Genomic DNA, 13,217 nt, shown 5'->3' on the forward strand with positions numbered 1-13,217 from the left:
AGGGGGAGGCAGCATGCGCGTGGTCGTCGCGCTCGGAGGGAACGCGCTGGTCAAGCGGGGTGAGACGCCCGACGCCGAACCGCAGCGCGCCAACGTGGACCGGGCCGTGCGGTCGCTGGCGCCGCTCGCCGAGCGGCACGAGCTGATCATCACGCACGGGAACGGCCCGCAGGTGGGGGTGCTGGCGCTGGAGAGCGTCAACGACCCGAACCTGACCCGGCCCTACCCGCTGGACACGATCGGCGCCGAGACCCAGGGCATGATCGGCTACTGGATGCTCCAGTCGCTGCAGAACGCGCTGCCCGGCCGCCAGGTGGTGGCCATGATCAACCAGACGCTCGTCTCGGCGGTGGACCCGGCGTTCGAGGAGCCCACCAAGTTCGTCGGCCAGGTCTACGACCGGGAGGAGGCGGACAGGCTCGCCGCCGAGTACGGCTGGACCGTCCGCCGGGACGGGGACCGCTGGCGCCGCGTGGTGCCCTCGCCGCGGCCGCAGCGGGTGATCGAGACCCGGCTGATCAGGGAGCTGGTGCGGCTCGGCACGGTGGTGGTGTGCGCGGGCGGCGGCGGCGTCCCGGTCTTCCGCAACGACGTGGGGCGGCTGGAGGGCGTCGAGGCGGTGGTCGACAAGGACCTCACCGCGTCCGTCCTGGCCGAGAGCATGGACGCCGACGCGCTGCTGATCCTCACCGACGTGCCCCGCGTGATGCGGAACTTCGGCACGCCGCGGCAGGAGGAGATCACCCACACGACGCCGCACGAGCTGCGCGGCGAGCACTTCCCCGCCGGGTCGATGGGCCCGAAGGTCGAGGCCGCGGTGAGCTTCGTGGAGCGGACGGGCGACATGGCCGCGATCGGGCTGCTCGACCAGTGCGAGCGCATCCTGGAGGGGACCGCGGGGACGATCGTCACCCCGAACGCCACCTGGCCGCTGGCGAGCACGCTGTGACCACCGGGACCGCGCCGGAGTCCTTCGGGCGCAGCCTGCTGCGGACCAAGCCCGTCGACCGGATCGTCGCCGAGGGCGGGCACGGCGAGGGCGGCGAGCTGAAGCGCACGATGAGCCTCCTGCAGCTCACCATGTTCAGCGTCGGCGCGACCCTCGGCACCGGCATCTTCGTCATCCTCGGCGAGGCGGTCCCGCTCGCCGGGCCCGCGGTCGTGCTGTCGTTCGTCCTCGCCGCGGTCACCGCCCTGTTCTCGGCGCTGTCGTACGCCGAGCTGGCCGGGACGATCCCCGTCTCGGGCTCGTCCTACTCCTACGCCTACGCGACGCTGGGCGAGCTGGTCGCGTGGGTCTGCGGCTGGTGCCTGCTCCTGGAGTACGCCGTGTCGGTGTCGGCCGTGGCGGTGGGCTGGGGCTCCTACCTCAACGCCTTCCTCGACGGCGCGCTGGGCGTCACGATCCCGGAGCGGGTCGCCAACCCGCCGTGGGAGGGCGGGCTGGTCAACGTCCCCGCGGTGATCGTGGTGGTGTTCGCCGCCTTCCTGCTGCTGCGCGGCACGTCCGAGAGCGCCGCCGCGAACACGGTGATGGTCCTGCTGAAGATCGGCGTGCTGCTGTTCTTCTGCGCGATCGCCTTCACGGCGTTCCGGACGGGGAACGTCGCCCCGTTCGCGCCGATGGGGTGGGCGGGCATCAGCGCGGCGGGCTCCAAGGTGTTCTTCTCCTACATCGGCTTCGACGCCGCCTCCACCGCCGGCGAGGAGGCCAGGAACCCGCGCCGCGACCTGCCGCTCGCGATCGTCTACTCGCTGGCCATCGTGACGGCCCTGTACGTCCTGGTCGGGCTCGCCGCGGTCGGTGCCATGAAGTGGACGGAGTTCTCCCTGAGCGGTTCGGAGGCCTCGCTGGCGCAGGTGCTGGACAGGGTGAGCGGGCAGGCGTGGCCTTCGATGATCCTCTCCCTCGGCGCCGTGGTCGCCATCGCCAGCGTCGTCCTCACCGTCATGTACGGCCAGACCCGCATCCTGTTCGCGATGTCGCGCGACGGGCTCGTCCCCGACGTCTTCCAGAAGGTGAGCCCGCGGCGCCGCGTGCCGGTCGCCAACACGGTCATCGTGGCGGGGTTCATCGCGCTCCTCGCCGCGGTGATCCCGCTCGGCCGGCTCGTCGACGCCACCAGCATCGGGACGCTGTTCGCGTTCGCGCTGGTCGGCGTCGGCGTGATCGTGCTGCGCCGCACCCGCCCCGACCTGCCGCGCAGCTTCCGCACGCCGCTGTACCCCGTCACGCCGCTGGTCGGCGTCGCCCTGTGCGTCTACCTGATGGTCGGCCTCGGCGGCGTCACCTGGACCGTCTTCGCGATCTGGATCGCCGTCGGCCTGGCCGCCTACTTCCTGTACGGCCGCCGCCACTCGCGCCTGGCGGCCCGGAACGCGGGGGCCATCGGAGGGAGCCCACATGAGTGAACCGAACACGAGTGAACCGGACACGAGCGAACCGAACACGAGCGAACCGGACACCGGTGAACCCCGCGCACTGCGCGTGCTGGTCGGGTACTCGCCCGACGAGCGCGGCGACGACGCCCTCGCGCTGGCCGCGCTGGTCAGGGCGGCGGACCGGGCGGGGCGGCCCGCGCCGCTGACCGTCGTCAACGTCCATCCGCCCGCCTGGCCCGCGCACGGCCCCGCCTCGGTGGACGCCGAATGGGTCGCCTACCTCCGGGGCCAGGCGGAGGAGGCGCTGGCCGGGGCCGCCGCGCGGCTCGCCGAGCTCCAGGTGCCGCGCACGGAGCTGGACCTGCGCGTGCACGCCCACAAGGGCAGCGGGCGCGGCCTCATCGAGGCCGCCCGCGGGACCGGCGCGGACGTCGTGGTCGTCGGCTCGGCGCCGGGCGGGCCCACGGGCCGGATCACCCTCGGCAGCACCGCCGACCGCCTCCTGCACGACTCGCCCGTGCCGGTCCTGCTGGCGCCGCGCGGGTACGCCGAGGACTCACCGCACCACGGACGGGTGCACCCCCACCGTCCCGCGCGGCGGCTGGAGCGGATGACCGTGGCGTACTGGCCGCCCCGCGGCTTCGAGGACCTGACGGCCGCCGCCGACCTCGCGGCGAGGCTGGGGCTGCCGGTGCGGCTGCTGACGCTGGTCCTGCGCCCGCCCGGCCTCGCGTCGAGGCTCGGCGGGGTCGACGGCGTGCTGGGCCGGCAGGCCGCCCAGGCCGACGAGGACCTGCGGGAGGCCGCCGGCCTGCTCGGCGCGCGCTTCGGGGACGGGATGCCGGTGGAGCGCCTCGCGGAGGTCGGGAGCGGGGTCGCCGGGACCCTCGGCGCCGTCGATATGCTGCCGGGCGAGATCCTCGCCTGCCTGTCCGGCCACCACGGGCCGCTGCTCAAGGTGTTCCTGGGGGAGAGGTCCGGGAAGATCGTCCGGGCCGCGCCGTGCCCGGTGCTGGTGCTGCCGCGCGGGGCAGGGGCGCCCGCCGCCGGGGAGGACGTCCAGTTTAGGTAAGGCTTACCTGCGTGAGCTACGACATCGGGAATCCGGTGTTTCGCGGGAAGCAATTACGGCACACTGATGTTGTGAAAAACGTGGGCGAGGATCAGACGAGCATGCCGGGCGCCGCAGCGCGCCCTCTCGGCGTGCCGTCCGGCCGCACCGAGCGCGACACCCGCGCCCGGGTGGCCCGCCTGATCCTGGAACACGGCCCGGTCACCGCGTCCACGCTCGGCGAGCGCGTCGGCCTCACGCCGGCCGCCGTCCGGCGGCACCTGGACGCGCTGCTGGCCGAGGGCATGATCGAGGTCCGCAAGGCGCGGGTCCCGCAGTCCCGGCGCGGCCGGGGCCGGCCCGCCAAGTGGTTCGCCATCACCGACGCCGGGCGCAGCGCCTTCGTGCACGCCTACGACGACCTGGCGACCAGCGCCCTGCGGTTCCTCGCCGAGACCGCCGGCGACCACGCGGTCGCCGAGTTCTCCCGGCGGCAGATAGCCGACCTGGAGCGGCGCTACCGGCCCGTCGTGCAGGACGCGCCGCCCCACCAGCGGGTCCGCACGCTGGCCGAGGCCCTCTCGGGCGACGGCTACGCGGCGGCCGCGGCCAAGGCGCCGCAGCCGGGCGGCGGCGAGCAGCTGTGCCAGCACCACTGCCCGGTCGCGCACGTCGCCGCGGAGTTCCCGCAGCTGTGCGAGGCGGAGACCGAGGCGTTCAGCCGGCTGCTGGGCACCCCGGTCCAGCGGCTCGCGACGATCGCGCACGGCGACGGCATCTGCACCACCCACGTCAGCTCGCGCTCGCTGTGCGGGGCGGGCGAGACCGGTGAGGGCGGCGAGGCCGCCCACGCCGGCCCCGGCGGGGGTGCGGCGGACGCGGGGGCGTCCGCCGGAAAGCATCTGATCAGTGACGAGGAGTCCGGAGGGACCTCCCTATGACTACGGCAGCCCACCCGGAGCTCGAAGGGCTCGACAGGTACAAGTTCGGCTGGGCCGACTCCGACGAGGCCGGCGCTTCGGCGCGACGCGGCCTGAACGAGGACGTCGTCCGCGACATCTCGGCCAAGAAGAACGAGCCTGAGTGGATGCTCGACCTGCGCCTCAAGGGGCTGCGGCTGTTCAGCAAGAAGCCGATGCCCACCTGGGGCTCCGACCTGACGGGCATCGACTTCGAGAACATCAAGTACTTCGTGCGCTCCACCGAGGCGCAGGCCGCCTCCTGGGAGGAGCTCCCGGAGGACATCAAGAACACCTACGACAAGCTCGGCATCCCCGAGGCGGAGAAGCAGCGCCTCATCGCCGGCGTCGCCGCGCAGTACGAGTCGGAGGTCGTCTACCACAAGATCCGCGAGGACCTTGAGGAGAAGGGCGTCATCTTCGTCGACACCGACACCGGCCTGCGCGAGCACCCGGAGATCTTCCAGGAGTACTTCGGCTCGGTGATCCCGGTCGGCGACAACAAGTTCGCCGCGCTCAACACGGCCGTGTGGTCGGGGGGCTCGTTCATCTACGTCCCGCCGGGCGTGCACGTGGAGATCCCGCTCCAGGCCTACTTCCGGATCAACACCGAGAACATGGGCCAGTTCGAGCGGACGCTGATCATCGCCGACGAGGGCTCCTACGTCCACTACGTCGAGGGCTGCACCGCGCCGATCTACAAGTCCGACTCGCTGCACTCCGCCGTGGTGGAGATCGTCGTGAAGAAGGACGCCCGCGTCCGGTACACGACGATCCAGAACTGGTCGAACAACGTCTACAACCTGGTGACCAAGCGCGCCGTCGCCTACGAGGGCGCCACCATGGAGTGGGTCGACGGCAACATCGGCTCCAAGGTCACCATGAAGTACCCGGCGATCTACCTGCTCGGCGAGCACGCCAAGGGCGAGACGCTGTCGATCGCGTTCGCGGGCGAGGACCAGCACCAGGACGCCGGCGCGAAGATGGTGCACGCCGCGCCGAACACCTCCAGCAGCATCATCTCCAAGTCGGTGGCGCGCGGCGGGGGCCGCACGTCCTACCGCGGGCTGGTGCAGATCCAGGAGGGCGCCGAGCACAGCAAGTCCACGGTCAAGTGCGACGCGCTGCTCGTCGACCAGATCAGCCGGTCCGACACCTACCCCTACGTCGACGTCCGCGAGGACGACGTGGAGATGGGCCACGAGGCCACCGTCTCCAAGGTGTCGGAGCAGCAGCTGTTCTACCTGATGAGCCGCGGCCTCACCGAGGACGAGGCGATGGCGATGATCGTGCGCGGGTTCGTCGAGCCGATCGCTCGCGAGCTGCCCATGGAGTACGCCCTCGAGCTGAACCGGCTCATCGAGCTGCAGATGGAAGGAGCCGTCGGCTGATGGGGCTGGAGCAGAAGCCTCTCTCGACGCTGCACGAGAAGGCGTCCTACGACGTCGCCGACTTCGAGGTGCCCACGGGCCGCGAGGAGGAGTGGCGGTTCACCCCGCTGCGCCGCCTGCGCGGCCTGCACAACGGCACGGCGCAGGACGGCGACAAGGTCCTGCTGGAGGTCGAGGCGGCGCCGGAGGTGTCGGTCGAGACCGTCGGCCGCGACGACGAGCGCCTCGGCAAGGCCTACGTCCCCGCCGACCGCGTCAGCGCCCAGGCGTGGAACTCCTTCACCCAGGCCACGGTCGTGACCGTCCCGAAGGAGACCGCCGCCTCGGCGCCGACCGTGCTGCGGCTGCGCGGCGAGGACGCCTCGGCCGCCGCCTACGGGCACACCACCGTCGTCTTGGAGCCGTTCGCCGAGGCCACCGTCGTGCTGACGCACCGGGGGTCGGCGACCTACGCCGACAACGTCGAGTTCGTCGTCGGCGACGGCGCCCGCCTGTCGGTCATCAGCCTGCAGGACTGGGCCGACGACGGCGTCCACGTCTCCCACCAGCACGCGCGGCTCGGCCGCGACGCCCGGTTCGTCTCGCACAACATCTCGCTCGGCGGCGACGTCGTGCGGATCTCCCCGTCGGTCGCCTACGAGGGGCCCGGCGGCGACGCCGAGATGTACGGGGTGTACTTCGTCGACGGCGGCCAGCACCTGGAGCACCGCCTCCTGGTCGACCACGCCGTCCCGCACTGCCGCAGCCGCGTCGACTACCGCGGCGCCCTGCAGGACAGGGACGCGCACGCCGTCTGGATCGGCGATGTGATCATCCGCGCGGAGGCCGAGGGCACCGACACCTACGAGCTGAACCGCAACCTCGTCCTCACCGACGGGACGCGGGTCGACTCCGTGCCGAACCTGGAGATCCTCACCGGCGAGGTCGCCGGCGCGGGGCACGCCTCGGCGTCCGGCCGGCTGGACGACGAGCACCTGTTCTACCTCCAGGCGCGCGGCATCACCTTCGACACGGCGCGCCGCATGGTGGTCCGGGGCTTCCTCGGGCAGCTCGTCGAGCGCATCGAGGTCGCCGAGGTGCGCGAGAAGGTGCGCGAGGCGATCGAGGCGGAACTCGACCAGGGAGCGGCGAAGTGACCTACGTCAAGGTGTGCGCGCTGGACGAGGTCCCCGCCGACGGGGCGCTCGGCGCCGAGGTCGACGGCACGCCCGTCGTCATCGCCCGCAGCGGCGAGGACGTGTTCGCGCTGAACGACATCTGCTCGCACGCCGAGGTCTCGCTGTCCGAGGGCGAGATCTACAACGGCACCATCGAGTGCTGGCTGCACGGGTCCTGCTTCGACCTGCGCAGCGGCAAGCCCACCAACCCGCCGGCCACGCAGCCGGTCGCCACCTACAAGGTCAAGGTCGAGGGCGGCGACGTCTACGTCTCGCTCGCCGGCGACGACTGACCGCACCACGAAGGACTGTACGCACTATGGCCACGCTTGAGATCCGCGACCTCCACGTCTCCGTCGGCGACGGCTCCGACGGCGCGAAGGAGATCCTGCGCGGGGTCGACCTGACCGTGAAGGCCGGCGAGACCCACGCGATCATGGGGCCGAACGGCTCCGGCAAGTCCACCCTCGCCTACGCGGTCGCCGGCCACCCGAAGTACGAGGTGACCTCCGGCTCCGTCACGCTGGACGGCGAGGACGTCCTGGCCATGTCGGTCGACGAGCGCGCCCGCGCCGGGCTGTTCCTGGCGATGCAGTACCCGGTCGAGGTGCCCGGCGTCTCGGTCTCCAACTTCCTGCGCTCGGCCGTCACCGCCGTGCGCGGCGAGGCCCCGAAGCTCCGCGAGTTCTCCAAGGAGATGAAGGCCGCGATGGACGCCCTGTCCATCGACCCGGCGTTCGCGCAGCGCAGCCTGAACGAGGGCTTCTCCGGCGGCGAGAAGAAGCGGCACGAGATCCTGCAGCTGGAGATGCTGAGGCCGAAGGTCGCCGTCCTGGACGAGACCGACTCCGGCCTGGACGTCGACGCGCTCAAGGTCGTCTCCGAGGGGGTCAACCGGTTCGCGTCCGGCGACACCGGCGTGCTGCTCATCACCCACTACACGCGCATCCTGCGGTACGTGAAGCCCGACTTCGTGCACGTGTTCGCCGGCGGCCGCGTCGTCGCCGAGGGCGGTCCCGAGCTGGCCGACGAGCTGGAGAACGAGGGGTACGAGAAGTACGTGAAGGCGGGCGCGTCCCTATGAGCGAAGCGAACCGGGGGGAGTGGGGGGTCGCCCCCCCACCGAGGCACAGCATGAGCGGAACTGGGAGCCTTCTGCCCGAGGAGCTGAAGAAGGACTTCCCGCTGCTGCGGCGCACGGTCCGCGGCGGGCGCCCGCTGGTGTACCTCGACTCGGGGGCGACGTCGCAGAAGCCCGTGCGGGTGCTGGACGCGGAGCGGGAGTTCTACGAGCGGCACAACGCGGCGCCGCACCGCGGGGCGCACCTGCTCGCCGAGGAGGCGACGGAGGCCTACGAGAACGCCCGCGCGTCCATCGCCCGGTTCGTCGGCGCGACGCCCGCCGAGATCGTGTTCACCAAGAACGCCACCGAGGGCATCAACCTGGTCGCCTACGCGATGAGCAACGCGGCCACCGCCGGGCCCGAGGCCGAGCGGTTCGCGGTGGGCCCCGGCGACGAGATCGTGGTGTCGGAGATGGAGCACCACGCCAACCTCGTCCCGTGGCAGCAGCTGTGCCGGCGGACGGGCGCCACCCTGCGCTGGTTCGGCATCACCGACGAGGGCCGCCTCGACCTCGACGACCTCGACGGCATCGTCAACGAGCGCACGAAGATCGTCGCGCTGACGCACCAGTCGAACGTGCTCGGCACCGTCCCGCCGATCGAGCGGATCGCGGCGCGCGCCCGCGAGGTCGGCGCGCTCGTGCTGCTGGACGCCGCGCAGTCGGTGCCGCACCAGCCCGTCGACGTGGCCCGGCTCGGCGCCGACTTCCTGGTGTTCTCCGGGCACAAGATGCTCGGCCCGACCGGCATCGGCGTGCTGTGGGGCCGCGGCGAGCTGCTGGCGGCCATGCCGCCGTTCATCACCGGCGGCTCCATGATCGAGGTCGTCCACATGGAGGAGACCACCTTCATGCCGCCGCCGCAGCGGTTCGAGGCGGGCGTGCCGATGACCGCGCAGGCCGTCGGGCTCGGCGTGGCCTGCGACTACCTCGCCGAGATCGGCATGGACCGCGTGCACGCCCACGAGGAGGCCCTGGTCGGCTACTCGCTGGAGCGGCTCGCCGAGATCCCCGGCGTCCGCGTGATCGGCCCCGGCACCACCGAGGCCCGCGGCGGCGCCGTGTCGTTCACCGTCGACGGCATCCACCCGCACGACGTCGGGCAGGTACTGGACGACCAGGGCGTCGAGGTGCGCGTCGGCCACCACTGCGCGTGGCCGATCTGCCGCCGCTTCGGCATCCCGGCGACCACCCGCGCGACGTTCTACCTCTACAACACCCTCGCCGACGTGGACGCGCTCGCCGACGGGGTCCGGCAGGCGCAGAAGTTCTTCGGGACCGCCTGAGGAACACGTCCCGCCGCGTCCGGGTTGTAGCGAGAAAGGCTTGGAAAGGACGCCATGCAGCTGGAGGCGATGTACCAGGAGGTCATCCTGGACCACTACCGCAACCCCCTCCACAAGGGGCTGCGGGAGCCGTTCGAGGGGGAGGCGCACCACGTCAACCCCACGTGCGGCGACGAGGTGACGCTGCGCGTCCACCTGGAGGGCGAGGGCCAGGACGCCACGGTCGCCGACGTGTCCTACGACGCCATGGGCTGCTCGATCAGCCAGGCCAGCGCCTCGGTGATGTCCGACCTGCTGATCGGCAAGTCCGTCAAGGAGGGGATGGCCGTCGGCGAGGAGTTCCTGGCGCTGATGCAGTCCCGCGGCCAGGACGTCGCGCCCGACGAGGACGTCCTGGAGGACGCCGTCGCCTTCGCCGGGGTCTCGAAGTACCCCGCCCGGATCAAATGCGCCCTGCTCGCCTGGATGGCGTGGAAGGACGCGACCGCCCGCGCAATCGGAGAGGCACCATGACCGACACGCCCGCGACCGACACGCCCGCCCAGGAGACGCCCGCCAAGGCGCCCGAGGCCGCCCTCTCCGCCGCGGAGGAGGAGATCCTCGAGGCCCTGAAGGACGTCGTCGACCCCGAGCTCGGCATCAACGTCGTCGACCTCGGCCTGGTGTACGGCGTCGACCTGGCCGACGAGGTCGCCACCCTGGACATGACCCTCACCAGCGCGGCCTGCCCGCTCACCGACGTCATCGAGGACCAGGCCCACAGCGCCCTGGAGGGCCTCGCCAAGGACGTCAAGATCAACTGGGTCTGGCTCCCGCCGTGGGGCCCCGACAAGATCACCGATGAGGGCCGCGACCAGCTGCGCGCCCTCGGCTTCAACGTCTGACCCGCCCGCGGACCCGGTCCGCGCCCGGGCGGCGCCGTTCGACGTGGACGATGAGGCCGCGCCCCGTTCGGGGCGCGGCCTCACGCGTCCCCGGGCCCGGCGATCCGCCTGAGCATCTCGACCGCATTCGCGTGATCGCCGGTGCGCCTGGCCTTGCCGAGCCGCTGCCGCATCGTGACGGTCTCGCGCAGCCGCCCGGTCCGGCCGAGGAGGAGGACGGCGGCCGCGAGGGTCTCGTCCAGCTCGCGGCGGAACCGCCAGGGGAGCCGCCGCGCGAGGGGCAGCAGATGCTCGGCGTAGTCGGCGGCGCAGCGGAGCGCCTCCCCGTCCGCGCCGCCGTCCAGATGTGCGGCGAGGCGCATGCGCAGGGCCATGGTGAACTCGCCCCCGAACACGCCGGGATGCGCCGCGGCGATGGGCCGGTACAGCCCGACTCCCTCGTCCAGGGCGTTCGCGGCCTCCGCATGGCGGCCCTTCTCCATCAGCCGCACACCGAACTTGCAGAGGGCGGCCGCGAGGTCCCGTCTGACCGCCGCCGGATCGGCCGGCGCGGCCGATCGGAACAGCTCCAAGGCCTCCTCGAGGTCCCTCATGGCCTCGCTGTGCCGCCGGAGCGCGGCCAGGGCGTCGGACCGGGTGCACAGCGCCGCCGCCAGCCCGGCGCTGAAGGCGGCCGGGTCGGCCTCCGCGAGTTCCCGGCGGACGCGGACGGCATCGTCGCCGGCCTCCAGGGCCTCCTCCGCCTTCCCCGTCTGCTCCAGCAGGGCGCTGAGGTTGGTGAGCGCGATGCCGAGGTCGGTCACATGGGCGGCGCGGTCGTCGGCGGCGAGGCGCCGGTACAGCTCGACCGCCTCGCCCGTGGCGGCGACGGCGTCCTCGGTGCCGCCCAGCCCGGCGAGGCGGTTGCCCAGGTTGTCGAGGGCCCCGGCCAGCTTCGCCAGGTAGCGGGGCGGAGCATGCTCGGCGAGCCGTCGCCGGATCCGCACCGACTCCCAGGCCGCCTCCAGAGCGCGGTCGCGGTGCCCCAGATCGGCGAGCCGGTTCCCCAGGTTGTTCAGCGAGGAGGCGAGGTTCTCCAGGCTCGCGGCCGAACCGCTCTCGGCGAGGCGCCTGTCGATCTCCACCCCCTCCTCGGTGGCCTCCAGCGCCTCCGGGCGCATGCCCAGGTGCGCCTGGCAGATGCCGAGGTTGACCAGCGCGCCCGAGAGGTCGGACAGGTGTTCGCCCGAACGCCGTTCCGCCAGCCGACGGTAGGCGGCGACCGCCTCCCGTGCGGACTCCCCGGCCTCCTTGTAGAGCCCGGCCTTGATCAGCCGGCTGGTGAGCTTGGTGAGGGTGAGGGCGCGGTCAGCGAGGACGCCGTCACCCTCCGGCGCCCGGCCGAGCCGCTGCCGGGCCCAGCGGCGGGTGATGGCGGCGACGCCGGGGTCCAGATCGACGTCTCGCCGCTCTGGCAGCAGTGCCTCGACCTCGTCCAGCAGCACGGGATCGAGCTCCGGCAGCTCGGCCAGGGCGGTGAGTGCGGCGCCGCCCGCCTGGACCGCCAGTTCGGGCCGCACCCTGAGCAGGGGGTAGAGCTGCCCGTCCCGGATGTGCGGCCAGCGCCGCGCGGTCTCGACGAGCACGGTCATGGCGGAGCGGGTCCACGCCTGCCCGCCCGCCCCGAGCAGGCGTTCGGCCGCGTCGGCGGCCCAGGGGTCGCTCGGGTACGGGTGGCCGTGGCCCGGGGTCGTCAGCGCGACGAAGTCCTCGCCGAGCCGGTCCGGGTAGAGCGGCCGCAGGACGCCGGGGGACCCGGGCGGCGGCGGATAGCAGACGGCGTGGTCCTTGATGATCTGACCGGGGTGCGAGGCGGACTCCACCTCGGCCCGGACCAGGGCCTCCACCGCCTCCGCGCGCGGAAGGCCGCCGGTCAGGGCGGCCGTGTAGACGGCCTGGCCCATCACGTCCGCGCCCGTGCTCAGCAGGCCGCGGTGGAGCTCCTCCCAGTGGACGCGCTCGCGCGACAGGAGGAACATCGAGACCTCCGCGGGCAACCGCGGCGCCCGGGCGCCCTCCTCATGGGCGAGCACCGCGGCGAGTGCGGCCATGTGCACCGCGAGCACCTGACCGTAGCCGTCGTCCTCCATGACCGCCTCGGGGGCCGTGACGAGGTGCGCCCCGGGCACGTCCAGCAGTGCCGCGTACCGGTCGCGTGCCTCCTCGAACAGCCTGCCGCGGCCGTGCGCACCCGTTTCGAGGGCGTCGAGGGCGCTCGCCCCGGCCTCCAGCCCGAGATCGGCGTCCATCCTGTGCGCGAGGGTCTGCCACCAGGTGCCGGCCGGGCGCGCCAGCAGCAGCACCCGCACCTTGGGCCCCTCCGCGCCGCGCAGGTCGGAGAGCATCCTGAGCAGGTCGGCGACGTCCCAGCGTTCGGCGTAGTCGGCGACGACCAGCAGCCCCCGCGCGCCGCGCAGGTCGCCCGGCGCGAACTCCGGCGGCGCAGCCGGATCGTGGCGGTGCAGCGCGGTGAGGACCGTCCAGCCGTCCGCGCTCCAGAGCCGCGCCGCCTGGGCGGCCAGGCGGGACTTGCCCTGCCCTCCCGGTCCGTGCACGAGCCGCACGGACAGTGCCGCCCGCCGGTCCCGCCACTCGCGCAGGCCCGCCAGCTCGGCCTCGCGCCCGGTGAACGGCACGGTCTCGCTCGACACGCGGAGCAGCAGGCTCGGCTGGGCCCGGGCCTCGGCCGCCGAGGGCGGGGAGCCCCGCGGCCGCCACCACCTGAGGCGGTACGGGTCCTCGGCCCCGTACACGACCATGTCGCGGCCCGCCTGGAAGACCCGGCCGAACGGCCCCGCCGAGGCGCGCTGGGTCAGGCCGCCGCGCCCGCCCGCGTCAGCGGCGCCCACCGGCCGCGGGCAGCGCTCGTGGGTCCATCCCGGTCCCTTCCGCTCGATCACCGCCATGGGACACCTCCGCGCGGCGGCGGGCAAGCGGGGCGGCGG

General features: G+C 73.0%; 12 protein-coding genes. 11 read left to right on the plus strand and 1 reads right to left on the minus strand.

The window, feature by feature from the left end; genetic code table 11:
* Positions 1–13 precede the first annotated feature (13 nt).
* The 11 genes from arcC to FKD65_RS43515 all read left to right on the plus strand — a co-directional run bounded on the left by arcC (position 14) and on the right by FKD65_RS43515 (position 10,233).
* On the plus strand, positions 14–949 hold the full coding sequence (gene arcC, locus FKD65_RS43465) for a carbamate kinase (protein ID WP_141586105.1): 936 nt from the start codon (positions 14–16) through the stop codon (positions 947–949).
* Complete coding sequence (locus tag FKD65_RS43470; RefSeq protein WP_240809889.1) at positions 946–2,412, plus strand: amino acid permease; 1,467 nt, start codon at positions 946–948, stop codon at positions 2,410–2,412. Before arcC ends, FKD65_RS43470 begins: the two co-directional genes overlap by 4 nt.
* The gene (locus FKD65_RS43475) at positions 2,405–3,454 is read left to right on the plus strand and encodes a universal stress protein (RefSeq protein WP_141586107.1); all 1,050 of its coding nucleotides are present in this window, start codon (positions 2,405–2,407) and stop codon (positions 3,452–3,454) included. The genes FKD65_RS43470 and FKD65_RS43475 overlap by 8 nt, the downstream gene beginning before the upstream one ends.
* Positions 3,455–3,555: 101 nt before the next feature.
* A complete protein-coding gene (locus FKD65_RS43480; protein WP_141587447.1) occupies positions 3,556–4,374 on the plus strand; it encodes a metalloregulator ArsR/SmtB family transcription factor in 819 nt (272 codons plus the stop codon).
* Positions 4,371–5,783 carry a Fe-S cluster assembly protein SufB gene (gene sufB, locus FKD65_RS43485; protein WP_141586109.1) on the plus strand — a complete coding sequence of 471 codons (1,413 nt, stop codon included), beginning with the start codon at positions 4,371–4,373 and terminating at the stop codon, positions 5,781–5,783. The genes FKD65_RS43480 and sufB overlap by 4 nt, the downstream gene beginning before the upstream one ends.
* The gene (sufD, locus tag FKD65_RS43490) at positions 5,783–6,919 is read left to right on the plus strand and encodes a Fe-S cluster assembly protein SufD (RefSeq protein ID WP_141586111.1); all 1,137 of its coding nucleotides are present in this window, start codon (positions 5,783–5,785) and stop codon (positions 6,917–6,919) included. The genes sufB and sufD overlap by 1 nt, the downstream gene beginning before the upstream one ends.
* Positions 6,916–7,233 carry a non-heme iron oxygenase ferredoxin subunit gene (locus tag FKD65_RS43495; protein WP_141586113.1) on the plus strand — a complete coding sequence of 106 codons (318 nt, stop codon included), beginning with the start codon at positions 6,916–6,918 and terminating at the stop codon, positions 7,231–7,233. Before sufD ends, FKD65_RS43495 begins: the two co-directional genes overlap by 4 nt.
* A gap of 26 nt (positions 7,234–7,259) precedes the next feature.
* Complete coding sequence (gene sufC / locus FKD65_RS43500; RefSeq protein WP_141586115.1) at positions 7,260–8,024, plus strand: Fe-S cluster assembly ATPase SufC; 765 nt, start codon at positions 7,260–7,262, stop codon at positions 8,022–8,024.
* 50 nt (positions 8,025–8,074) lie between these two features.
* Entirely contained in the window at positions 8,075–9,349 is a 1,275-nt protein-coding gene (locus tag FKD65_RS43505; RefSeq protein ID WP_141586117.1) for a cysteine desulfurase, read from the plus strand.
* A gap of 54 nt (positions 9,350–9,403) precedes the next feature.
* On the plus strand, positions 9,404–9,862 hold the full coding sequence (gene sufU / locus FKD65_RS43510) for a Fe-S cluster assembly sulfur transfer protein SufU (protein WP_141586119.1): 459 nt from the start codon (positions 9,404–9,406) through the stop codon (positions 9,860–9,862).
* Positions 9,859–10,233, plus strand: coding sequence for a metal-sulfur cluster assembly factor (locus FKD65_RS43515; RefSeq protein WP_141586121.1), 375 nt, complete (start codon positions 9,859–9,861; stop codon positions 10,231–10,233). Before sufU ends, FKD65_RS43515 begins: the two co-directional genes overlap by 4 nt.
* Positions 10,234–10,313: 80 nt before the next feature.
* Here the strand turns inward: FKD65_RS43515 and FKD65_RS43520 are convergent, their stop codons facing one another.
* Positions 10,314–13,178, minus strand: a complete 2,865-nt coding sequence (locus tag FKD65_RS43520) for a tetratricopeptide repeat protein (RefSeq protein WP_141586123.1) — start codon at positions 13,176–13,178, stop codon at positions 10,314–10,316.
* Between the last annotated feature and the right edge of the window lie 39 nt (positions 13,179–13,217).

It is taken from the genome of Actinomadura sp. WMMA1423, assembly GCF_006547145.1.
Lineage (GTDB): Bacteria > Actinomycetota > Actinomycetes > Streptosporangiales > Streptosporangiaceae > Spirillospora.